The sequence below is a fragment of the Streptococcus ruminantium genome (genome assembly GCF_003609975.1).
Lineage (GTDB): Bacteria > Bacillota > Bacilli > Lactobacillales > Streptococcaceae > Streptococcus > Streptococcus ruminantium.
In genome coordinates, this window is record NZ_AP018400.1 from 1,798,738 (window position 1) to 1,820,181 (window position 21,444).

Below are 21,444 nucleotides of genomic sequence, written 5' to 3' on the forward strand. Positions count from 1 at the left end.
CTGGCGGGTCTTAGGTGTTTTATGAACAAGATTAGACAATCGCTTGATCTGTGTCATCATCAAAGAAATGTGCCTTATTGAGGTTGAAGGTCAAACGAACTTTATCACCTGGATTATGGTAATCACGCGCATCAACACGAGAAACAAATTCTGTATCACCAACCTTAGAATAGAGCATAGTTTCTGCACCAAGAAGCTCTGAAACGACAACTTCTGCCTCAACGATAGAACTTGGGAAAGTATCCAATTCCAACTGAGAAGCCTTGATGTCTTCCGGACGAATACCAAGTGTAAATGATTTACCATTGTAGCCTTTTTCTTCCAAGTGTTTGCGACGTCCCTCTGGAAGATCAACCTTGAAGCCATCTCCCACAAGAACACCATCTTGAAGTGTAACTGTGAAGAAGTTCATAGCAGGGCTACCAATAAAGCTAGCGACAAACTTGTTAACCGGCTTATTGTACAATTCTTCTGGGCTACCAATTTGCTCAATCCGACCAATCGTACCTGTACCTGCATCATTCTTAGTTGCAGACATGATAACGATGCGGTCTGCCAAGGTCATTGCTTCTGTCTGATCGTGGGTTACGTAGATAGTTGTTGCGCCAATACGACGGTGAATTTTAGCGATTTCTGTACGCATAGATACACGAAGTTTGGCATCCAAGTTTGATAAAGGTTCGTCCATCAAGAACACCTTGGCATCACGAACGATAGCACGTCCCATAGCAACACGTTGACGTTGACCACCAGAAAGATCCGCTGGTTTACGTTGCAAGAATTCTGTCAAACCAAGGATTTGCGCTGCTTCTTCTACACGCTTTTTGATTTCGTCCTTGCTGTACTTGCGTAATTTAAGGCCGAAAGCCATATTATCAAATACAGTCATGTGCGGATAAAGGGCATAGTTCTGGAAAACCATAGCAATATCGCGATCTTTTGGTGCTACATCGTTCATCAATACGCCATCAATGTATGCTTCTCCTTCTGTGATGTCTTCCAGACCAGCAATCATACGAAGGGTTGTTGACTTACCACATCCTGAAGGACCTACGAATACGATAAATTCCTTATCCTTGATGTCCAAATTGAAATTTTCTACTGAGTAATGCTCACTATTTGGGTATTTTTTATAGATATTCTTTAAATTCAGTTGAACCATAGTCCGGCCTCGCTTTCTTTTATGCTTCCATTATATATGAAAGCGTTTTATTTTTCTAGGTCAGGGTGAACAAAAAGAAAAAAATCTTTTGTACATCTTGCACAAAAGATCAGCATCATTGTTCCATTAGCACTTGGTAACACATGGTCAAATCGGTTAGCTCTTTTAATTGTAAGCCTGTCAAATCTTGCCATTTTTCCAAACGATATTGAAGGGTATTGCGATGAACATAGAGGCGTTGGGCCGCCTTGGTTACCACTGCAGCCTCGGACCAAAGAGCCAAAATAGTTTCCTCAAGTTGATCCTGACTTAGAAGCAAGCCACGTAAAACCGATTTTAAGTACTGTCTCCCCCTGCTGCCCTGTCCCGTACCCAAGATGAATACTTGACTAAAGCGTAAAAAGGTTGACTGATGGACTGAATGTTTCCAGTCGGTAAACAAATTCACTTCTGCTTGAAAAATCTGCGGCCATTCTTGCACAATTTGTTGCGGCCATATTTGTCCGATAAATACTGCCAACTTCAAACCCAAATCATATTCCAAAGCAGGGAGCACTGATTGAACAATCTCCTCAACATCAACCCTAAAGGTCTGGTCTAAAACAAAGACATAGTCCCACTTCGATTGCTGAAAAACGGTCACTTGATTCGTCAACAAGTCTCCCATCATCTCCAACAAGGTCTTAATCGCTTCTGTATCACTAGAACCCGGAATATGGATATAAATAGCCTGTAAAGCTCCCAAAGGTTGAGGAAGTTTCCCACCTTGATTTAGATAAAGAAACCAAGGGTTAGAAGAAGTTTGTTTAGTCTTACCAGTCAATAGCTCAAATAAGAATAGTTCCCTTGCTGTCAACTCCTCTTTGGGAACTTGTAAACAACGTCCATCTTCTAAAACCAGTGAAAGCCATGACGATTGTGGCAATTCTTCTTCCACGATTCGAGCAGTTGGAAACCAAGAAACTAACTCCTTTTCGTACATTCTAGCCCCTTTCCACTCGTTCAATACACCAAGTCACCAACTCTTCTAGACGCTCGATTTCCCCAGTCATATGCAGGTAGCCCAAAACCGCCTCAAAGCCTGTAGACATGCGATAGGTCACCACATCCGCATTCTTAGCTTTGGTGTGACTGTGGGTATTGCGCCCTCGCTTATAGATTTCCTCCTCTTTTTCGGTCAATAGCTGAGCCTCTAAGAGGGCTGAAACTAGGCTTGCCTGCGCCTTAGCTGATACGTATTTGTTGGCCTCGCTGTGCAATTTATTAGGCTTGGTTATGCCCTTGAAAATCAAATGCCTGCGAATATACATGGCATAAACCGCATCACCCTCAAAAGCAAGAGCAATGCCATTGATGAGATTAACATCTACTGAACTAGTCACGTGTCCACCTCACTCCATCTTTTGTATCCAATAGTTTGATACCTTGAGATGCCAGTTCATCACGGATTCGGTCAGCTGTAGCAAAATCTCGATTAGCACGAGCTGCTTGACGCTCCGCAATCAAGACCTCAATCTCGCTGTCCAAGACATCCTCTTCAAAGACAATACCGAAAACTGCCAACATCTTCCCAAAGGCTTCTTTGACTGCTTCATCGTAGTTGCCAGAGTTAATCCACTTAGCAAAATCAAAGACAACTGTAATACCATTTGCCGCATTGAAGTCATCATTCATTGCCGACTCAAAAGCCGACAAATAGTGATTCAGACCTGCTTCATCCGTGACCATTGATACCGGTTGAGTGTAGGTATTTTTCAAATACTTGAGATTTACCTCCGCATCATGGATAGCCTTTTCAGTATAGTTAAGTGGACGACGATAGTGCTGAGTGGATAGGAAGAAACGCAGAATCTGTCCGTCAATTTGCTCCAACATATCATGTGCTGTCAGAAAATTGCCTAAGGACTTGGACATTTTTTCATCATTGATATTGAGCATGGCATTGTGCATCCAGTAGTTAGCAAAAGTCTGACCTGTCTTACACTCTGATTGGGCAATTTCATTGGTATGGTGAGGAAACTCCAAATCTGCACCGCCACCATGAATATCAATAGTGTCTCCCAAAATCTCTGTCGCCATAACCGAGCACTCAATATGCCAACCAGGGCGACCAGCGCCCCAAGGACTCTCCCAAGAAACCTCACCTGGCTTAGCTGACTTCCAAAGAGCAAAGTCAAAAGGATGCTCCTTGAGCTGACCTTCCCCATCAACCCGACCAGAAGCACCGGCCTCAAGGTCCGATAAGGTTTTATTAGCTAGACGAGCATAGTTTTCAGCTCTTTTCACCCGGAAATAGACATCACCAGCCGCCTCATAAGCATAGCCCTTGTCCATCAAGACTTGCACAAAATCAATAATCTCATCCATGTAATCAATAACACGTGGATTGTTTGTTGCAGGTTTAACACCCAAGCTAGCTACATCTTCTTTGAAGGCTGCAATAAACCGATCAGACAATTCTTTGGTTGTCATACCAGCTTCATTGGCAGCTTTGATAATTTTATCGTCCACATCTGTGAAATTGGAAACGTACATCACCTCATAACCACAGTACTCAAAATAACGCCGAATAGTATCAAAAGCCACCACACTACGAGCATTGCCAATATGGATATAGTTGTAAACTGTTGGACCACAGACATACATCTTGACCTTGCCTTCTTCCAAGGGCACAAACTCACGCAAACTGCGAGTCATGGTATCGTAAATTCTAATCATAGATTCTCCATTATCTCTGGGCATTTTTTAAAAATTGGTACTTTTGATAAAGTTTTACTAGCCAATAGGTCGTTGCTACCAACCAAATCATTCCCAACTGCCACTTACCTTGTGAAAATTTTACAGATAACATGATGACACCTGCTATTGATGTCAGCACATAGGGCCAATTCTTTTGCAATAATTCTTTTAACATGATCTACTTTCTAACTTTTTAGCAATGGCCATAGCAACCTCAAAGAAGACCATGCAATCTTCCTGACGTTTATCCCACCGCACATCCCATTCATTTTTGTGGTGATCCACATAGTCTGCTGTGTAAAAAAATTGATAAACCTCAGCCTGACGAAAGTTTGCCCAGGCCATGATAGCAGAAGCTTCCATATCGACCACCATGGCACCAGCGGCTAGGCGGCGTTTGACCTTGGCAGCCGTTTCCCGATAGAAAGCGTCCGTCGTCCAGGTCTTGGCCCGCACATGCTCGATTCCCACTTGATCCAAGGCCTTTTCCATGGTCAATAGCAGAGCCGGGTCATAGCTGATTTCGTCACTAGCCGAAGCATAATGATAGCTGGTTCCCTCATCTCGCAGAGCAGAGCAAGGTAGGATAATCTTATCCGCTGGGATAGATTTGTCCAATACACCGCAAGTCCCCAAAATAATAAATTTCCTAAAGCCCTTGGCTTTCAACTCTTCTAAGTTTCCGACAATCATAGATGCCCCAATCGGTGCTAACATGACTCCTACCTGAATCCCCTCGACTTCATAGATATACCAAGGCAAACGACCATTGAGATTATAAAGAGCACCGCCCTCACGCACATCTTTTAGCTTTGTAATTCTCTCGATCACCTCACCATTAAAGGAAAGAATCAACGTATCGCAGACCTCCCCTCCTCCACGAATGGAATGATCTGTCGGTTCAATGACAGCAGTACCGGTTTCAAATTCTTCTAGTAACATCATTTTCCCTTGTTTATCTTATAAATGCGAGGAATGGTGGCTAGCTTCTTTCAACTCAGCTAACTTGGTCGTATAGTGTTCCCGACCGTCTTCCATATCATGAATGACCTTCTCATCTTTTCTTCCATGGACGCGGACAATTTTGGCTGGCATACCAACCACTGTCACATTTGCCGGAACATCTGCTAAAACAACAGCTGCCGCTCCGACCTTGGCATTTTCACCAATTTCAATAGGACCAATAATCTGAGCATGAGCAGAAATTAGTGCTCCCTTGCGAACGGTAGGATGACGTTTACCACAATCCTTACCAGTCCCACCCAAGGTCACTCCATGATAAAGCATAGCGCCCGACTCTATAACAGCAGTTTCTCCAATCACTAGACCAGCTCCATGATCAATGAAAACCCCCGCTTCGATACTAGCTCCAGGATGAATTTCAATATTGGTCCAAAAACGCCAAAATTGACTATGCATACGGGCCAATAACTTAAAGCCTTTTCCCCACATAAAATGAGAGAAACGATGAGCAGCTAGAGCCTTAACGCCAGGGTAGGTCAAAAGGACTTCCAGACTGGTTCGTGCTGCCGGATCTTTTTCTTTTACAATCTCAATGGTGTCTTTCCACCATCCCATGTCGTAACTCCTTCCTTTCCTAACGCATTCCGAGAAAATAGACACTCAACCAGACAGCGAGAAAACCGTGAGACTGCAATTTTCAAAGAATGGTCTACTACGGAAAGAGGCTGGGCATAGCGTCCAGTCCTCTATTTTTATTTTCTGAAACTGTCTGACATAGTAGCTTATCCCTTTAGCAGTTAGATACTACTATCGTGAAAATAGAGATTGCGAAACAAGTCTCACAGACCCTTTTCATTTCAGCAACAGCACTATAACTACACCGTATTTGTGTTTGTTCTAACCTTTATCAACTGCTGGATCGTTTGAGCAGTCTATCACTACTTTTTCTCCACCTTGTGGAACTTAAACTCCCCAAAATTACCGTCTTTTTTATCTTTGTGTTCCTTGTGACGACGTGGCTTGTCTGAACGTTCCCGCTTTTCTTCTGTGCAACCTTCTGGTCTTGGAAGAAGAGCCTTCATAGAAGCATCTACACGTCCCTTATCATCAATCTTGATAACCTTGACATCAACGACATCACCGATTTCTACCAAATCTTCGGGTTTGTTGACACGAGTCCAAGCCATTTCAGAAACATGCACCAAAGCATCCGTCTTGTCAAAGAGGTTAACAAAGGCACCGAACTTCTCTAGACGAACAACTTTCGCTTGATATACTTCATCCACCTTAGCCTCACGAACAAGACCTGAAATAATCTCTTTCGTACGTTCAATCGCTTCACGGTCTGGTGAGAAGATTGCTACAAGACCGTCTTCATCAATATCAATTTTTACGCCAGTCTCTGCAATGATCTTGTCGATGGTCTCACCACCCTTACCAATAACAATCTTAATCTTATCAACATCAATCTTGATGGTATCGATCTTCGGTGCTGTCGGTGCCAAATCAGGACGAACCTCTGGAATAGTTGCTTCGATGACATCAAGAATCTCAAAACGAGCTTTCTTGGCTTGTGCAAGTGCTTCTTCCAAGATTTGCGGTGTGATGCCATCAATCTTTATATCCATTTGAAGGGCTGTAATCCCCTCACGAGTCCCTGCTACCTTAAAGTCCATATCTCCGAAATGGTCCTCAAGACCTTGAATATCTGTCAAAACAGTATAATTGGTGCCATCTGAAATCAAGCCCATGGCAATTCCTGCAACCGGTGCCTTAATCGGTACACCACCCGCCATAAGGGCAAGTGTCCCAGCCGTGATAGAAGCTTGCGATGATGAACCATTCGATTCCAGAACCTCAGCGACCAAACGGATAGCATAAGGAAACTCCTCTAAACTTGGCAAAACTTGCTCAAGAGCACGCTCCCCAAGGGCACCATGACCGATTTCACGACGACCTGGTGCACCATAACGACCGGTTGAACCAACGGAGTATTGCGGGAAGTTGTAGTGGTGCAAGAAACGCTTCTTGTATTCATCATCCAAACCATCAATGATTTGGGTTTCACCCATCGGTGCCAACGTTAAAACAGAAAGTGCTTGTGTTTGGCCACGAGTGAAAAGACCTGATCCATGAACATTTGGTAAAAAATCTACCTCTGCATCAAGCGGGCGAATTTCATCTACGCGGCGGCCATCCGGACGAACCTTGTCCTCTGTGATCAAACGACGCACTTCTGCGTGCTCCATGAGTTCTAAGATTTCGTGAACATCGCGCATGATGCGGTCAAACTCTTCGTGTTCAGCGTATTTTTCTTCGTAGGCTGTGATGACTGCTTCACGAACTGCATTGGTTGCATCTTCGCGGGCTAGTTTTTCTTCAACCTGCACCGCTTTTTTCAAATCATCATTATAAATTGCCACGATCTCCGCCTGCAAGTCGGGATCAACTTGCAACAACTCAACATCTGCTTTTTCCTTACCCACTGCCGCTACGATTTGGTTTTGGAAGTCTAGCAATTCTTGAATGGCTGCATGGCCCTTGAGCAGAGCCTCAAGCATGATGTCCTCTGACAATTCTTTGGCACCTGACTCTACCATGTTGATAGCATCCTTATTACCAGCCACTGTCAGATCAAGCAAGGACTCTTCCATCTCTGCCTTATCTGGATTGATGATAAATTCACTGTTTACATAGCCAACCTGAACACCTGCGATTGGTCCATTGAAGGGAATATCTGAGATAGCAAGAGCCAAGGAACTACCAAACATGGCTGCCATAGGAGCAGATGCATCTGGATCATAAGAAAGAACCGTATTGATTACTTGCACTTCATTGCGGAAGCCTTCAGCGAACATTGGACGGATTGGACGGTCAATCAGACGTGCAGTTAGGGTCGCATCTGTTGATGGTCGGCCTTCACGCTTCATCCAACCACCTGGAAACTTCCCAGCAGCATACATCTTTTCTTCGTAGTTGACTTGGAGCGGAAAGAAGTCTCCCGTTGCCATTTTTTTGGACATAACCGCTGCAGTGAGAACTGTTGAGTCGCCATAGCGAACGACAACTGCACCGTTGGCCTGTTTGGCAACTTGACCTGTTTCAACAACCAACTTCTTGCCAGCAAAAACCGTTTCAAATACTTGTTTTGACATAAATTGTCTCCTGATATTTATTTTGCTCAATAAAAATCAAACTTCAAACAAGAAAAAACGCAGAAATGCACTTCTATTTTGAGTTTCAACAGCAGTGGGAATCGTTAAAAATTTAACTTATGCCAAAAGGTAGCCCTACCGATACCATAGCCAACTGATAGGAAGACAAACTAAAGTACTGTGCAAACAGAGTTTACCAAATTGAGTTCTTACCGTATGAATTTGATTTTTGCAGAGGAATACGTGTTTTCCACAAAGTTCAACCCAATACCCCTATCGGATTCAGCTTTGCACAAAACCACGCATACTCTTTATTTTATCATATTTGATGAAAAATGTGGGGAAATGAGGAAGGAATTTATGATAAAAACCGATGAAAAACGAATGAAGAACAGCATACATAAAAACACAACCTAAAATGAATAGGTGATGCAGTCTAAAAATTCTGAACCAATGATATTTTTCAATTTTTTAAGTTAATCAAAAAACACCTACTTCCTGCCGTTCATTTTGAGGGATTTAGGTGTTTTATGATAATCTAAACTGATTTTCAATATCAACTTAGTATTACTGGAGGAATTTTATCTCCAAATAAAATCACATATGTAAACAATAACAAACTAAATTTAATTAATTTCTTCTTCATCTTTCGGCTCCTTTTCCATTAAATCTATAAAGAATGATTGAGCTAAATTTTTTAAAAGTTCATCACCTTCTAAGTCATAAACAACTATTGCTTTTTTGACCATATCAATCGCTTCTGAAATAATAGAGCGCTTCGCTAATATATTGGCTCTCATTAATAAAGTATTACCTAGCATAAATAAAGTATTTCGACTCCTTAGCAATTCTAGTGATTCAGCATTATAAATTAATGCCTTTTCAAAGCTGTTACACAGGTACAAAATTCTAGAATATCCGTATTGAAATAATACTTTCAGCTCCCAGGCATTTGATTCATTATAGTGATGAATGAGACTTTCATATTGGTTCATTGATGCTGTATAATCTTCTAACTCAGAATATATCCCCGCAATGGCAATCCCAACTCGTAAAAATAGATTAGAGTTTTCAACCAAAGTAGGCAGCAACTCTTCCAAAATTTCTAATGCCTCGTTTGTTTTTTTATATTTTCCAAACAACAATACCCCATTAAGATATCGTATATAGGGACTTTGATTCGAAGGTACAGAATCTTTTGAAACAAACTGTAAAAAATATTCTAATGTATCATACTCTCTTCGGTAAAGAATAGATCTCAATTCATCCGTAAGAATAGATTCTTCTGTACTCTTCTTTAGCTGAAACAATTCCAATATCACACTAGAATCAATGTCTAATTTTTTGACAAGTTTAAAAAATAATTCGACTGAGGGAGAAACCTCGGCTTTTTCAATTTTACTAATAACGGCCTGAGCACAAATACCCTCAGACAGTTCTTTTTGACTAAATCCCTTCTCCAAACGAGTCCGCTTAATAAGACTAGCAATCTTTTCTTTCACGATTCACATTCCAATTCATAGTATTTTCTCTATTGTACCACTATTCGGTTGAATTTCCCATATTTCATCGTATAGGCTTAAGTCCGACTCTGTATAATGATGAGCAACCTCAAAGATTGTAATTGGTAATTGGGCAAGTTTGTTACGAATGAGAGTCGAAGACTTTTTATCAATTGCTGACGTTCCCTCATCAATTAATAAGATTTTCTTATTATGAAGAAGGGCTCTGGCAATCTCAATACGTTGTTTTTGTCCTCCTGATAACTGCGCCCCATTTTCACCATAATATTTCTCTAAACAATCTTCACCTAGCTCTTCTACCAACCCTAGTGCTGAAAGCAAGGCTAACAACTCCTCCTCACGGACTGATTCCAGTGCCATTAGGAGATTCTCTTTTAAACTTGCCTCAAAATAGTAGGGAGATTGCTGTATTCTAGCCATTTGATTGCTAGGATTGTTTATTTTCTTCTGACGATCTAATACAGAAATCTCCCCCTCCAATGGCTGAAGTACCCCCTGTATGCTATCTAGTAAGGTCGTCTTGCCGCTTCCTGAGGCTCCTCTAATGAGTATTTTTCGACCATATGGAACTGTAGCATTAAAATTTTTTATAATAGGCATTCCGTGTCCAATTGCAACACCTGAAAATTGAATCTCAGGCGTCAATATTGATTCATCAATATGATTTTCAGACACTTCCTGTTGCTGAGAATCCTGCAACATTTTCTCTAATTTTTTTCGAGTCTGCTCCGTTGATTGTATCATCCGTAAATAGTTCGAAACATTTCTAAATGGATAGATAACACGGTCACTGGCTAAAAATAAAGCGATAACAATACTAGCATCTAGTTTCCCTTGGGTTACAAATACTAGAGCTACAGTTATTGGAACAATATAACTTAACCACGATAGCATGGAAGAAACAAGGTTAACTATGCTGTGTTTATTATTTAATGCCTCATTACTATTTTCTAAGTCATTGACAGTTGTCTCAGTCATCCCTAAAAACTTACGATTCGCACCGTATGTCCATAGAACCGAAAAACCTTGAAAAATATCTTTTATGCTACGAATAAATTTCTCATTCGACTTAGTAAAGTTCTCTGTTGCAGTTCCTAGATATTTGCTAAATAGTATTGCTGGCAACATTGGAAGAAATGAGAAAATAATAAATAATACAGAAATTGCAGGACTTAGATAGACAAGATATATCAATGAAACTGCCCCTAAAAGACTGTAGTATAAGCAATCAAAAAGAACGGAAAAATATTTATCTTCTACTAATTTTAAATCTACTGTTAATACCGCAAGAGACTCTGTAACGTCTAATGCATTTCCCTTATTTCCAAGATAGTTTAACAGCTCCATCTTATACTTTTTATGCAGATTTTTTAGTAAATCGTTTTTTATTATTGAAACAAATAAATCTGATAATTGAATCAATAAATAGAACAATATACTGCAACCAGCGAATAGTAAAATATCTTTTACAGTTGATTCCGAGCTAAATTTACTAACTCTCGAAATAACCTGAGACATAATAATACCGTCAAAACTCGCTCCTACCAATGCAAGCAAGAGTAAACATATTTTAAACTTAGGCAATATTCTCCATACCTGTTTTAATCTCATAACCCGTTCTCCATTTTCTAAAGATTTCATCAAGTAAATATAAAGCAAACTCTGAGGGTGCTGTTTGCACACCTTGCTTATACTTTACGTATCTATATAAGACGAGCGCTATTCCACTACTACCTGAATGTAAATCATGGGAAATTTTTAAATTTCCTTCACCTAAAAATCCAAATAATATCCCACTCCCGTCTCTCTGTTCAAAAAGATTCAAAGTCTTGATTTGCTGATCAACTACTTTTGATGTTCTTTCTGAGACTTCATCACACAATACTCCCTCTTGTAAACAAGTAATTAATAAATCAGTTATCCCTGCCAATCCACGCATCAGAGTAGCAAAATAATGGATATCATAATCTAAACTCAAACAGATATTGTTTAACATGTTTGAGTATTCGACATTTTTAGTCACTTTATAATAGTAAAGCAACAAATACCCGATACCCGACAAACCATTGTATAAGAACGGAGACTCAATCCTCTTTCCAGAATTATTTTTCCCAACTCGGTCTACAGTGAGGTTTCCATGTGAGTTTTCATATACATACGTCAAAATATTTGCTACATGGCTCTCCCCAATATCTAAATAACGTCTATCGTTTGTAACCATATACATCACTAAGTAGACCAAAGCAACACCAGATTCCCCCTCATACAATCCTACTACATCTGTTTCTAACCGTCTTTCCAGCAACCATTCTTGTAACTCTAAAAGTATTGTTTCGGAACATCCCTCAAATCCAAAGTATGCTCCTAAAATAACAAATCCAGAAATACCATAATATATCCCCGTATTATTACTATTTTTTAATGTTTTGAAACTTCTATTAAAAATATTCCATGCTTCTAATATTTTGTTCTCACACATGAGAAAGTATGCAAAACTCAATTCTCCAATCATTAATCCACTTGAAATATCAATACAAGCATCAAATAACACCCCATATGTAGTATTAATAATATTGTTACTAATATTTTGTATTTCGTTTAATATTGTTCCTTCTTTTTCATCAGAAATTCGTCGTAGAGAATACAAAACACCTAGCCCACCATGAGCAATACTATAGGGATTTGTATTATAAACTTGTGGATCCGCTGGAAAAAAATTTTTTTATGGTCCACTTCTAAAACAGCATAACTTTGCAGTATACATTTCAATATCTGATCTAACTGCTGACTGATATCATCAGGATAATCTTCACATACATTTGTTATATCATCAATTGTTTTATGTCTTTCTTGATCCAGCATTTTTTGAGCATACTTATTAATTATTTTTTTTAAATACTGAATACTTTTGAAAATATTGGATGATTAAATTCAAACATATTTTGTATTGGAAACATCATACATATCCTATAATGTAAGCTTTAGGTGTTTTCATGTTTATTTTTATTCAGTTTTATCAATATCATTACTTATATTTTTTCATTTTACCTATTGACTTTTAATAGTTAGTCTTTCTAAAATGTTTTAGCTAATCAACTGAATACATTATAATATACTTATTTTAAAAAGTCAATTACTTTTTTTTTGTTTTTTATAATTTTATTGATATTATCGAGTTATATTTTGTTTTTATATGCCTTTTATCCCAACAACCCCATCCACTATCAAAGATTCGCATTACAGATTGAGTAAGAACCCGACATAAGTTCTTGCTGAATAATTGATACGAGCTGCGTCCTCACATCTTGAGCAGTTGAACACAACCTAAAACCCAGAAAAAAGAAGAACTGCCAATATCCGAAGACATTGGCAGTTCTCTATTTTCAGTCGTTTTTGACGGACTTTATACCTATCTTAACGACGCAATCCAAGTGAATTGATCAATTCACGGTAACGGTTAACATCTGTGCGGCGTAGGTATGCCAACAAGTTACGACGACGACCGATTTTTTTCATCAAACCACGATAAGTTGCATGGTCTTTTTTATGTTGCTTAATATGGTCGTTAAGGTGGTTGATTTCCCAAGTAAGTACAGCTACTTGTACTTCAACTGAGCCAGTGTCGCCTTCATGACGAGCATACTGCGCCATGATTTCATTTTTTTTCTCTTTTGAGATTGCCATGATCTATTCTCCTTTTATTTGAGCCTAATCCGAGTGACAGGTTGGCGACCTGCAACCAAGAAAAAGCTAGATTTGTCCTTTAGGACCTTATTCATTTTAACAAGGAAGGAGACTTTTGTCAAATAATATTGTGTCAAACAAAAGTCTGATAAGACTAATTCACTTTTGACATCTCCAATCGGTTAGTCGGCTATTCCGTTTTCTCAGCTCTTGGCAAGATTAGATTTAGAATAATTCCCACAATCGCTGAGAGAGCCGTACCTGATAGCTTAATGGCACCAAGATTCAAAACAGCTCCGCCAAGTCCCAATACCAGCATAGAACTTGCAATAATCAAATTCCGAACCTGACCAAAATCCACACGACTTTCAATCAACACTTTCAAACCATTTGAGGCAATAACACCATAAAGTAAGATGGACATACCCCCAAGAACTGCACTTGGAATCGTTGAGATGAGGGCAGTAAATTTACCTAAGAATGAAAAGGCAATAGCAATCATAGCAGCATTGCGAATAACGGATACAGAAGCATTGCGGGTCATCCCAATAACCCCCGTATTTTCACCGTAAGTCGTATTAGCAGGACCACCGATAAAGGCTGAAACAGCAGTCGCTACACCATCGCCAATCAAGGTACGACTGAGCCCTGGATCTTTCAAGAATTGACGTCCACAAATTTGACTAAGAACAGTATGGTCACCAATATGTTCAGCAACGGTCACGACTGCAATCGGCAAAATAGCAACCATCTCAGGTCCAAAATAGAAGCGATAAGAGTCAAAGATGCTGGTTTTAAATGGTAGATAGAAACGCGGCAATTCAAACCAAGCTGCTTTTAAAACAGGCTCAAAATCAACCAGACCAAGCGTAAGGGCAAGAATATAACCACCAATGATAGCAATCAAGAAAGGAACAATCTTGGCGAAGCCTTTCCCTTTGGTATTGACAAACGCTGCGATTAAGAAGGTTGCTATTGCAACCACCACCTTTTTCCAATCTCCATCTGCCACAAATCCAGCAGAGGTAACTGCTGAATTGGCGAGTCCAAGACCAATAACAATAATCATGGGACCAATAACGATTGGCGGCAAAAGAGTGTCAATCCATCTAGTACCGACCATCTTAACAAGAGCCGCAATCAGCACATAAATCAAACCGACAAAGAGAATACCAGTTTGAGCTGCCGAAATATCTCCTCCCATTTCCTTAATCGCTAAAGACATGGCTGAAATATAGGCGAAGGAAGAACCTAAGTAAACCGGCACCTTAAACTGCGTTGCCACTTGATAAATCAGGGTTCCAATACCTGAAGCAAAGAGAGCAACCGACACCGGCATTCCCAAAATCAATGGCACCAAAATCGTTGCACCAAACATAGCAAATACATGCTGGAAACTAAGCAGTATCCCTTGAAGTGGAGCTGGTTTCTCATGGACATCAAACAAAAGGTTGGCTTTTGTATTCATCATTCTCCCATTCTGGGTACACAAAAAGACCCAGACTTTCTAAATATACATAGTCATAGGCCCTTAATTGATTTTCCTGTTGTCTTTCTCACCTCACGGGATGAGTTTAAAAACCTACGCTTCTGATATTATAGCATAAAAAACTAATCTTTGACAAGAAGTTTTATATTTTTTTGTTTGAGTAGCGGTAAAAAATAGGGAGCGAAGCAACATCTCTCCTCCATTCCTTATTCTGCTCTGCAATCAATCCCCTTACTTCCCATCACAGCTCCACACCAAATACTTCTAATTTGGCCAACTCTGCCTCAGTCAATCTACGGTAAAGCCCAGGATCAAGACTGGGATCCAAAGTCAATGGGCCCATGGATAAACGTTCTAAGTCTATTACCTTTTTCCCACAAGCCTGCACCATGCGTTTAATCTGATGAAACTTTCCTTCTCTAATCGTAATATCTACCAGTGAAATCCCTTTTTCTTCATCGGTAGATAAAATTTCTAACTGGGCTGGCTGACAGGTGAAATCTTTTAATGCCAGACCAGCGGCAAACCGATCTACATCCACCCGATCCATAATGCCATCCACCTTTGCACGATAGCGCTTATCCACGTGCTTTTTGGGTGACAGCATGGCATGGGCTAGCTGTCCATTGTTGGTTAGGAATAGGAGTCCGTGCGTATCAATATCCAAGCGTCCAACAGGAAAGACACCCTTATGATGGGCTGTATCGTCCAACAGATCTAGAACCGTCCGGTGATGACTATCTTCTGTTGCTGAAATCACTCCTTTTGGCTTGTTGAGCAGGTAATAAACAAAATTTTCATGAGTCAAGGCCTGACCTGCTACCATAATCTTATCCACCTTCTCATCAATCTGGTGTTTGGGTGAGGTTTCCACTTGATTGTTGACCATCACCTGCTTACTTTTTAAAATCTTCTTGACTTCTGTTCGACTGCCAACACCACAATCAACCAAATACTTATCTAATCGCATGTCATATCCTTTTCCATTCTAACACAATCGTACTGACTTCCATTAGCAGTTTGAAGAAACTGTTTCTTTTCGACAAAGCCGACTGCTCGATAGAGAGCCTGTGCCCGCTGATTGAATTTGGCCACCGCTAGGCAGATGCTATCTGGGGCATACTGTTCTTTTATATAATCTTCAATGGCCTGATAAAAAGCTCTGCCATTTCCCTGACCTGTCAAGGATGGTTTCATCCCAAGGCCAATCTCTAAGCAACTTCCAACTAACTCCAGACGAAAATAGCCCATGAGAGCAGCATTACGGATAACAGCAAAAAAGCAATTCTCACGTGCCTCTGGCGAGATCAGCTCCGTATAAGCTTCTGGATTGGCACTGACATTGTAAATATCATAGGGAGCTTCATAGCGCCACTGATTGGCAATCTCTAAAGCCAGATCCTGCTGCAGGGGCATGATGTAAAAATAGTCCATTCTACGGAAGTTTTTTATCAGATTTTTAATGCGCCGATTCTGAGTTGCATTGTTATCCGTTTGATAGACATAATCCACATAGCCTAATTGGTAGGAAGAAATCATGTTCTTAAAAATGAGCTGCACATCTTCTGGAAATCGGAGTATTAACTCATTTAACCGATTGTTTTCTAACATACTAAACCTCCTCTTCACCTATTATAACAAAAGGAGTCGAAAACGACTCCTACTTCCTCAACTGAACTTGTTTGTAAAATAAACTAGCACTAATCAGAGCACAGCCGATGGCATAAATTCCAAAGGCTCCTGTAGTTGTCGGATTGAGCTTTTCCAGATAAATAGGCAAAATTGCAGAGGTCGCTCCGCCTGTACAACATCCCATCAAAACAATTGTCATGACGGTATTAAGCAGAGACTTAGGAACACGATCTGCTACCTGACTAAATACAATTGTTAAAATAATACTATAGAAAAAACCCGAAATCATACTGCCTAGACCTAGAAGCCAGAGGCTACCAGCAACTGTAATACCGATGACAGCCAGACCATAAATCGCATAAGATACAGCCAGTAACCACCCCTTTAAACGCCCCATCAAAAAGCCAAAGAGTGTTCCAGCCACAATTCCCATAACCTGCATAAGACTGAGAATCAAACTAGCCTGTTGGGCTGTTCCTATCCCTTTTTCCAAAACGATTTGCGGAATACGGATGGTTAAAAAGGTATTGACATTGATAACAAAGAAAGCTAGAAAAGCTAAAATAATCCCCAGTTGCCACATGTATCTATCCAATTTTATTTTTGTCCCTGGCTCTTCAAGTTTGATTTCGCTGTGGGCAGCAAACTCTTCTTGTGGAACAAAAAGCACAAATAAAGCTAAAATCACCATAGCAAACAAATAGACCATGAATGCACGTTGCCAACCAAATTGAATCAGCCAACCAACCAGCAGGGTTAAACCAGCACTTCCTAAAACTTCTGCAGAACCACGTAGCCCCATCATCTGTACTCGTTCTTTTCCAGTAAAAAAGGTCCCTATGATATTGATAGCACGCGCATTGATCAAACCAATTCCCAAGCCTAGTAAAATTCTAGCGAGAAAAACAAGTGGGAAAGCTGAGAAAAGAACAGGCATGGATCCACCTGTTGCCATTAACAAAAGTCCTATGATGATGATAGCTCGTTCTGACAGGATACGAACGATGAAACCATTCAGTAAGAGGGTTACCATGATAGCAAAAGAGGTAATGGTCACCAAATTTTCTACCTGCCCAGCAGAAATTCCCTCCTTAGCAAAATGCTCAATCATTTGAGGTATGGCAGGTGAGACAGCAAAGGTTGATACCAACATGGTTGACAGAGCCAAGAGGCTCATTTTTTCTAAAATCCTTTTCATGATTTCTCCTTTTCATGATTCGTCTATTCATCCATTATTAGTATAACAGATTTGAGGCAGAATGGATAAAATCTCCAGTAAAAATCAACAAACAAGTAAAACAATCTACCAAAGGTTTGGTCAATTATAGGATCCGTATTCAATCTGTGTAGAGTATGGCTTTTATTCTCCCCTGTTTCGTGCTATACTTATCTAAAAAATAAATCCAAAGGAGAGAAATATGTCTGTACTTGAAACCTTAACAAAACCATCCCATCTGATTGATATGGACGATATTATTCGCGAGGGACATCCGACCCTCCGTCAGATTGCTGCCGAAGTCCAATTTCCCCTTTCCGATCAGGAAATCATTTTAGGAGAAAAAATGATGCAATTCCTCAAGCATTCGCAGGATCCTGTCATGGCCGAAAAGCTGAACCTTCGCGGAGGTGTTGGACTGGCAGCGCCACAAATTGACGTATCTAAGCGTATCATTGCAGTCTTAGTCCCAAATCCGGAGGATGAGGAAGGGAATCCACCTACCCAAGCCTATTCCCTCCAAGAGGTTATGTATAATCCAAAAATCGTAGCCCACTCCGTTCAGGAAGCAGCTATTGAAGGGGGAGAAGGATGTCTATCTGTTGATCGTGAAGTTCAAGGCTATGTCGTCCGCCATGCTCGTGTAACAGTAGATTATTTTGATAAAAATGGCAACAAACACCGTATCAAACTCCGAGGTTTCAATGCCATTGTAGTTCAACACGAAATTGATCATCTCAACGGAGTCATGTTCTATGACCGCATTGATCCCGAACACCCATTTGCAGTGAAAGAGGGAATGTTGGTCATTAAATAAACAAAAATTGACTGCATAAACATTCAGCTTGCTAAATAAACAAAAGACTTAAAACCTTGACTCCTAGAATCATGGCTTTAAGTCTTTTATTCGTTTGTTTATCTAAAATCACGCTTTTCTTATTGCAATATGACAGGAGAAATTTTATCTCCAAATAAAACAACATACAGTAGCAATGATAAGCCATATTTAATCATTATCTTTTTCATTTGTTACTGACTCCTTTTCTAATAGATCTATCAATAGAGACTGTGCTAAGTTTTTTAAAAGGTCATCTCCCTCTAAATCATATACAACTATTGCTTTCCGGACAATTTCTACCGCTTCAATATATTTTTCATATAATTATTTTAATAATGATTCAAACAATCTTTTGTTACTTAAACACATGAAAACTCCCCAAAGGGAATCAATCTGACTAAATCCACCATTCTTTTCCAATAGAACTGTTACAACAAAAAAACGACCCTTTCGAGTCGTTTACTGGGTGGTTTATTCCACCCATTTTCTATTGATATGCTGACAAATACATCACGAGATTCTCAACAGTCTCTCTGTCTGAAATTGTTTTACTGATACCACTTACTAAACTAATGGTGCTTTTTCAGCTCCTAACTGCTGCGACTTCGACCAAAAATCGCTATCAATAATATGGCGCCAAAAACAGAGGGCACTAAAGCCATACCTGCCAGTTGTGGTCCCCAATAACCAAATAGTAATTGTCCAATCCAAGAGCCCGCCAATCCTAGGATAATATTTCCCAAACAACCTCGGCGGTCACCTGAGGAAGTAATAGCTCCAGCAATGAGACCAATAATAGCACCTGCGATAATACTTGTAATCATAATATTACCATTCCTTTCATAAAAGATGGCCGCTCCCCCAGCCTCATACTACTTGCCATAATCTATCCATTTCCCTTAGATAGCCCATTCACCATCACGGAAAATTGGTACACGAGTACCGTCTGCACGGATACCATCAATATTCATCTGATTTGAGCCGATCATAAAGTCCACGTGGACATCTGAGCGGTTGAGTCCTGCTTCTTTCAACTCTTCTTGACTCATTTCTGTACCACCTTCAATAGAGAAAGCATAAGCAGAGCCGATTGCTAAGTGATTTGAAGCATTTTCATCAAAGAGGGTATTGAAGAAAGTCACGCCTGACTGAGAGATTGGACTCTTATCAGGTACAAGAGCTACTTCACCAAGACCACGTGCACCAGCGTTATCAAAAACTAATTTTTTCATGACTTCATCACCTTTTTCAGCCGATACGTCAACGATTTCACCATCTTTAAAGGTTACCTTAATCCCTTCAATGATATTTCCGTTATAGCTGAGTGGCTTAGTAGAAGTGACATAACCATCCGCTACACGATAATCTGGTGCTGTAAAAACTTCTTCTGTCGGCATATTAGCAATAAATTTCTCACCTTGGGCATTGATAGAGCCAGCTGCTTCCCACAAGTGGTTTTTCGGCATACCTAGGGTCAAATCTGTGCCCGGCGCAGTGTAGTGAAGCTTAACAAACTGCTCGTCGTTGAGGACTTTGGCCTTGGCCACCAAACGTGCCTCATGTTCTTCCCAAGCCTTGATTGGGTCTTCTTCGTAGATGCGGCATGTCTTGAAGATTTGATCCCAAAGAAGGTCTACAGCTTCCTCATCAGAAGTCGCATTAGGAAAGACTTTCTTAGCCCATTCCAACCCAGAAGCTGCACCAAGAGTCCAGCTGACTTTATTGGCTTGTGTTGCCTGGCGCATCGGATTGAGGGCTTGACTGAGAGCGCGTGCGTTGCGAGATAGTTTTTCTGGTTCAACTCCATCGTAGGCTCCTGGATCATCTGACAAAACAACCAGACGACTAGCCTTACGCTCCAAGAGGTAGTTCATCTCTGTGATGCGCTGTGGATGTACCTGTTCCAATAATTCCACATCAACATTCACCAACCGTTCACGCGCAATAACATCGTCCTGCCAATTGACAAGAACTTCTGCTGCACCGTAGGCATAGGCTTCTTTCACAATTAAACGAGCTAATTCAGCCTGTTCCACACTGATAGTCAATTGAACAGTATGACCCGGTTGTACATTGATACCAGTCGATACTAAGAGCTTTGCATATTTTGCTAGATTTTCTTTAAAATGAGGTAATACCATGATATTCTCCTTTGGCTATGATACTAGATTATTATACCATATTTTAAGATTGAACAAGTAAAAAAACTTCCCCGAGTAGGAGGAAGTTGAGCAAGGAGCTATATGTTTGCAAATGTTATTGAGTCATCAAGATGCTTCACCATTAAAAACATAATTGCCAAAACATGCTAGTTGCCAAATACTTTTACACGGTCACCATCTGCTATATAGTCCTTATCTGCCGCTGGAGCAACAATGCTACCAAATGGTGCCTGAGCACGGAGTTTCCAGCTTGCAGGAATCCCATATTTTTCAGTGACCTGTGCATCAACCAATGGATTATAATGTTGCACATTCATTCCCATATTCTTCTCTGCAAACGCCAGCCACACTGCATATAAATTGATACCGTGAGCTTGTTCAGACCAGATTGGGAAATTTTCAGCATAAAGCGGGAAGTTTTCCTGTAAACCTTTCACCACATCTTGGTCCTCAAAGAATAAAATGGTTCCAGCACCAGCTGCAAAGCCAGCCAAGCGATCTTTCGTTGCTTCAAATGCTTCTGCAGGTGTTACCTTTTCTAATTCACTATAGACGATTTCATTCCAGAAAGTATCCGACTCAGCACCAAAAAGAATAACTGCTCGACTTGACTGTGAGTTGAAAGCTGATGGTGCTTCCTTCATGGCTTTTTCAACAAGTGCTACCACTTCTTCATTTGATACTGGCAATTCTTTACCAAGTGCATAGATCGAACGACGATTTTCTTGTAGAGTTGCAAAATGTGACATAGGATTTCCTCTTTTCCTTTTATTACTACTTAGTAATTTTTTGATTGTATATAAATTATACAATTATCACTAAGTAGTGTCAATTATTTGACTCAGCACTCTAAAAGAAAATTGTATTCGTTAACAAAGAAT

20 protein-coding genes are annotated in these 21,444 nt (G+C 40.2%); 1 reads left to right on the plus strand and 19 read right to left on the minus strand.

Annotated elements, in window-relative coordinates:
- Nucleotides 1-31: 31 nt before the first annotated feature.
- The 16 genes from SR187_RS08520 to SR187_RS08605 all read right to left on the minus strand — a co-directional run bounded on the left by SR187_RS08520 (nucleotide 32) and on the right by SR187_RS08605 (nucleotide 17,545).
- Nucleotides 32-1,162 carry an ABC transporter ATP-binding protein gene (locus SR187_RS08520; protein WP_120172217.1) on the minus strand — a complete coding sequence of 377 codons (1,131 nt, stop codon included), beginning with the start codon at nucleotides 1,160-1,162 and terminating at the stop codon, nucleotides 32-34.
- 115 nt (nucleotides 1,163-1,277) lie between these two features.
- Nucleotides 1,278-2,144 (minus strand): helix-turn-helix domain-containing protein, encoded by an 867-nt coding sequence (locus SR187_RS08525; protein WP_120172219.1) that lies wholly within the window; start codon nucleotides 2,142-2,144, stop codon nucleotides 1,278-1,280.
- Nucleotide 2,145: 1 nt separating this feature from the next.
- Nucleotides 2,146-2,544, minus strand: coding sequence for a Mini-ribonuclease 3 (locus SR187_RS08530; protein ID WP_120172220.1), 399 nt, complete (start codon nucleotides 2,542-2,544; stop codon nucleotides 2,146-2,148).
- A complete protein-coding gene (gene cysS, locus SR187_RS08535) occupies nucleotides 2,537-3,880 on the minus strand; it encodes a cysteine--tRNA ligase (RefSeq protein WP_120172221.1) in 1,344 nt (447 codons plus the stop codon). The genes SR187_RS08530 and cysS overlap by 8 nt, the downstream gene beginning before the upstream one ends.
- Nucleotides 3,881-3,890: 10 nt before the next feature.
- Nucleotides 3,891-4,076 (minus strand): hypothetical protein, encoded by a 186-nt coding sequence (locus SR187_RS08540; protein WP_024531771.1) that lies wholly within the window; start codon nucleotides 4,074-4,076, stop codon nucleotides 3,891-3,893.
- A complete protein-coding gene (locus SR187_RS08545) occupies nucleotides 4,070-4,843 on the minus strand; it encodes a nucleoside phosphorylase (protein WP_120172222.1) in 774 nt (257 codons plus the stop codon). Before SR187_RS08545 ends, SR187_RS08540 begins: the two co-directional genes overlap by 7 nt.
- Nucleotides 4,844-4,861: 18 nt before the next feature.
- Nucleotides 4,862-5,479 (minus strand): serine O-acetyltransferase, encoded by a 618-nt coding sequence (gene cysE, locus SR187_RS08550; protein ID WP_120172224.1) that lies wholly within the window; start codon nucleotides 5,477-5,479, stop codon nucleotides 4,862-4,864.
- A 323-nt stretch (nucleotides 5,480-5,802) separates the two neighbouring features.
- Complete coding sequence (gene pnp, locus SR187_RS08555; protein WP_120172225.1) at nucleotides 5,803-8,019, minus strand: polyribonucleotide nucleotidyltransferase; 2,217 nt, start codon at nucleotides 8,017-8,019, stop codon at nucleotides 5,803-5,805.
- A gap of 626 nt (nucleotides 8,020-8,645) precedes the next feature.
- The gene (locus SR187_RS08565; protein ID WP_024531776.1) at nucleotides 8,646-9,521 is read right to left on the minus strand and encodes a helix-turn-helix domain-containing protein; all 876 of its coding nucleotides are present in this window, start codon (nucleotides 9,519-9,521) and stop codon (nucleotides 8,646-8,648) included.
- 15 nt (nucleotides 9,522-9,536) lie between these two features.
- On the minus strand, nucleotides 9,537-11,153 hold the full coding sequence (locus SR187_RS08570) for an ATP-binding cassette domain-containing protein (RefSeq protein ID WP_160113882.1): 1,617 nt from the start codon (nucleotides 11,151-11,153) through the stop codon (nucleotides 9,537-9,539).
- The gene (locus SR187_RS08575) at nucleotides 11,119-12,189 is read right to left on the minus strand and encodes a lanthionine synthetase LanC family protein (RefSeq protein WP_120172229.1); all 1,071 of its coding nucleotides are present in this window, start codon (nucleotides 12,187-12,189) and stop codon (nucleotides 11,119-11,121) included. Before SR187_RS08575 ends, SR187_RS08570 begins: the two co-directional genes overlap by 35 nt.
- A gap of 767 nt (nucleotides 12,190-12,956) precedes the next feature.
- Complete coding sequence (gene rpsO, locus SR187_RS08585) at nucleotides 12,957-13,226, minus strand: 30S ribosomal protein S15 (protein WP_024391455.1); 270 nt, start codon at nucleotides 13,224-13,226, stop codon at nucleotides 12,957-12,959.
- 190 nt (nucleotides 13,227-13,416) lie between these two features.
- Nucleotides 13,417-14,694, minus strand: a complete 1,278-nt coding sequence (locus SR187_RS08590) for a uracil-xanthine permease family protein (RefSeq protein WP_024531780.1) — start codon at nucleotides 14,692-14,694, stop codon at nucleotides 13,417-13,419.
- 262 nt (nucleotides 14,695-14,956) lie between these two features.
- A complete protein-coding gene (locus tag SR187_RS08595) occupies nucleotides 14,957-15,685 on the minus strand; it encodes a pseudouridine synthase (protein ID WP_120172233.1) in 729 nt (242 codons plus the stop codon).
- Nucleotides 15,676-16,326, minus strand: a complete 651-nt coding sequence (locus SR187_RS08600) for a GNAT family N-acetyltransferase (protein WP_120172234.1) — start codon at nucleotides 16,324-16,326, stop codon at nucleotides 15,676-15,678. The genes SR187_RS08595 and SR187_RS08600 overlap by 10 nt, the downstream gene beginning before the upstream one ends.
- A gap of 49 nt (nucleotides 16,327-16,375) precedes the next feature.
- Entirely contained in the window at nucleotides 16,376-17,545 is a 1,170-nt protein-coding gene (locus tag SR187_RS08605; protein WP_120172237.1) for an MFS transporter, read from the minus strand.
- Between the two features lie 220 nt (nucleotides 17,546-17,765).
- Between SR187_RS08605 and def the strand changes: the two genes are divergently transcribed.
- Nucleotides 17,766-18,380 (plus strand): peptide deformylase, encoded by a 615-nt coding sequence (gene def, locus SR187_RS08610; RefSeq protein WP_120172239.1) that lies wholly within the window; start codon nucleotides 17,766-17,768, stop codon nucleotides 18,378-18,380.
- A 611-nt stretch (nucleotides 18,381-18,991) separates the two neighbouring features.
- Here def and SR187_RS08615 read toward each other — a convergent pair.
- The 3 genes from SR187_RS08615 to SR187_RS08625 all read right to left on the minus strand — a co-directional run bounded on the left by SR187_RS08615 (nucleotide 18,992) and on the right by SR187_RS08625 (nucleotide 21,312).
- A complete protein-coding gene (locus SR187_RS08615) occupies nucleotides 18,992-19,225 on the minus strand; it encodes a GlsB/YeaQ/YmgE family stress response membrane protein (protein WP_024531785.1) in 234 nt (77 codons plus the stop codon).
- 75 nt (nucleotides 19,226-19,300) lie between these two features.
- Nucleotides 19,301-20,542 carry an aminopeptidase gene (locus SR187_RS08620; protein WP_024531786.1) on the minus strand — a complete coding sequence of 414 codons (1,242 nt, stop codon included), beginning with the start codon at nucleotides 20,540-20,542 and terminating at the stop codon, nucleotides 19,301-19,303.
- 167 nt (nucleotides 20,543-20,709) lie between these two features.
- Complete coding sequence (locus tag SR187_RS08625) at nucleotides 20,710-21,312, minus strand: nitroreductase family protein (protein ID WP_024531787.1); 603 nt, start codon at nucleotides 21,310-21,312, stop codon at nucleotides 20,710-20,712.
- Between the last annotated feature and the right edge of the window lie 132 nt (nucleotides 21,313-21,444).

Excerpts from the sequence above, each read along its gene's own strand:
- SR187_RS08525 (WP_120172219.1), bottom strand. The coding sequence starts at position 2,144 with ATGTACGAAAAGGAGTTAGTTTCTTGGTTTCCAACTGCTCGAATCGTG.
- SR187_RS08625 (WP_024531787.1), bottom strand. The coding sequence starts at position 21,312 with ATGTCACATTTTGCAACTCTACAAGAAAATCGTCGTTCGATCTATGCA.
- SR187_RS08595 (WP_120172233.1), bottom strand. The coding sequence starts at position 15,685 with ATGCGATTAGATAAGTATTTGGTTGATTGTGGTGTTGGCAGTCGAACA.
- SR187_RS08520 (WP_120172217.1), bottom strand. The coding sequence starts at position 1,162 with ATGGTTCAACTGAATTTAAAGAATATCTATAAAAAATACCCAAATAGT.
- SR187_RS08615 (WP_024531785.1), bottom strand. The coding sequence starts at position 19,225 with ATGATTACAAGTATTATCGCAGGTGCTATTATTGGTCTCATTGCTGGA.
- SR187_RS08540 (WP_024531771.1), bottom strand. The coding sequence starts at position 4,076 with ATGTTAAAAGAATTATTGCAAAAGAATTGGCCCTATGTGCTGACATCA.
- SR187_RS08590 (WP_024531780.1), bottom strand. The coding sequence starts at position 14,694 with ATGAATACAAAAGCCAACCTTTTGTTTGATGTCCATGAGAAACCAGCT.
- SR187_RS08600 (WP_120172234.1), bottom strand. The coding sequence starts at position 16,326 with ATGTTAGAAAACAATCGGTTAAATGAGTTAATACTCCGATTTCCAGAA.
- rpsO (WP_024391455.1), bottom strand. The coding sequence starts at position 13,226 with ATGGCAATCTCAAAAGAGAAAAAAAATGAAATCATGGCGCAGTATGCT.
- SR187_RS08545 (WP_120172222.1), bottom strand. The coding sequence starts at position 4,843 with ATGTTACTAGAAGAATTTGAAACCGGTACTGCTGTCATTGAACCGACA.
- SR187_RS08620 (WP_024531786.1), bottom strand. The coding sequence starts at position 20,542 with ATGGTATTACCTCATTTTAAAGAAAATCTAGCAAAATATGCAAAGCTC.
- cysS (WP_120172221.1), bottom strand. The coding sequence starts at position 3,880 with ATGATTAGAATTTACGATACCATGACTCGCAGTTTGCGTGAGTTTGTG.
- SR187_RS08570 (WP_160113882.1), bottom strand. The coding sequence starts at position 11,153 with ATGAGATTAAAACAGGTATGGAGAATATTGCCTAAGTTTAAAATATGT.
- def (WP_120172239.1), top strand. The coding sequence starts at position 17,766 with ATGTCTGTACTTGAAACCTTAACAAAACCATCCCATCTGATTGATATG.
- pnp (WP_120172225.1), bottom strand. The coding sequence starts at position 8,019 with ATGTCAAAACAAGTATTTGAAACGGTTTTTGCTGGCAAGAAGTTGGTT.
- cysE (WP_120172224.1), bottom strand. The coding sequence starts at position 5,479 with ATGGGATGGTGGAAAGACACCATTGAGATTGTAAAAGAAAAAGATCCG.
- SR187_RS08605 (WP_120172237.1), bottom strand. The coding sequence starts at position 17,545 with ATGAAAAGGATTTTAGAAAAAATGAGCCTCTTGGCTCTGTCAACCATG.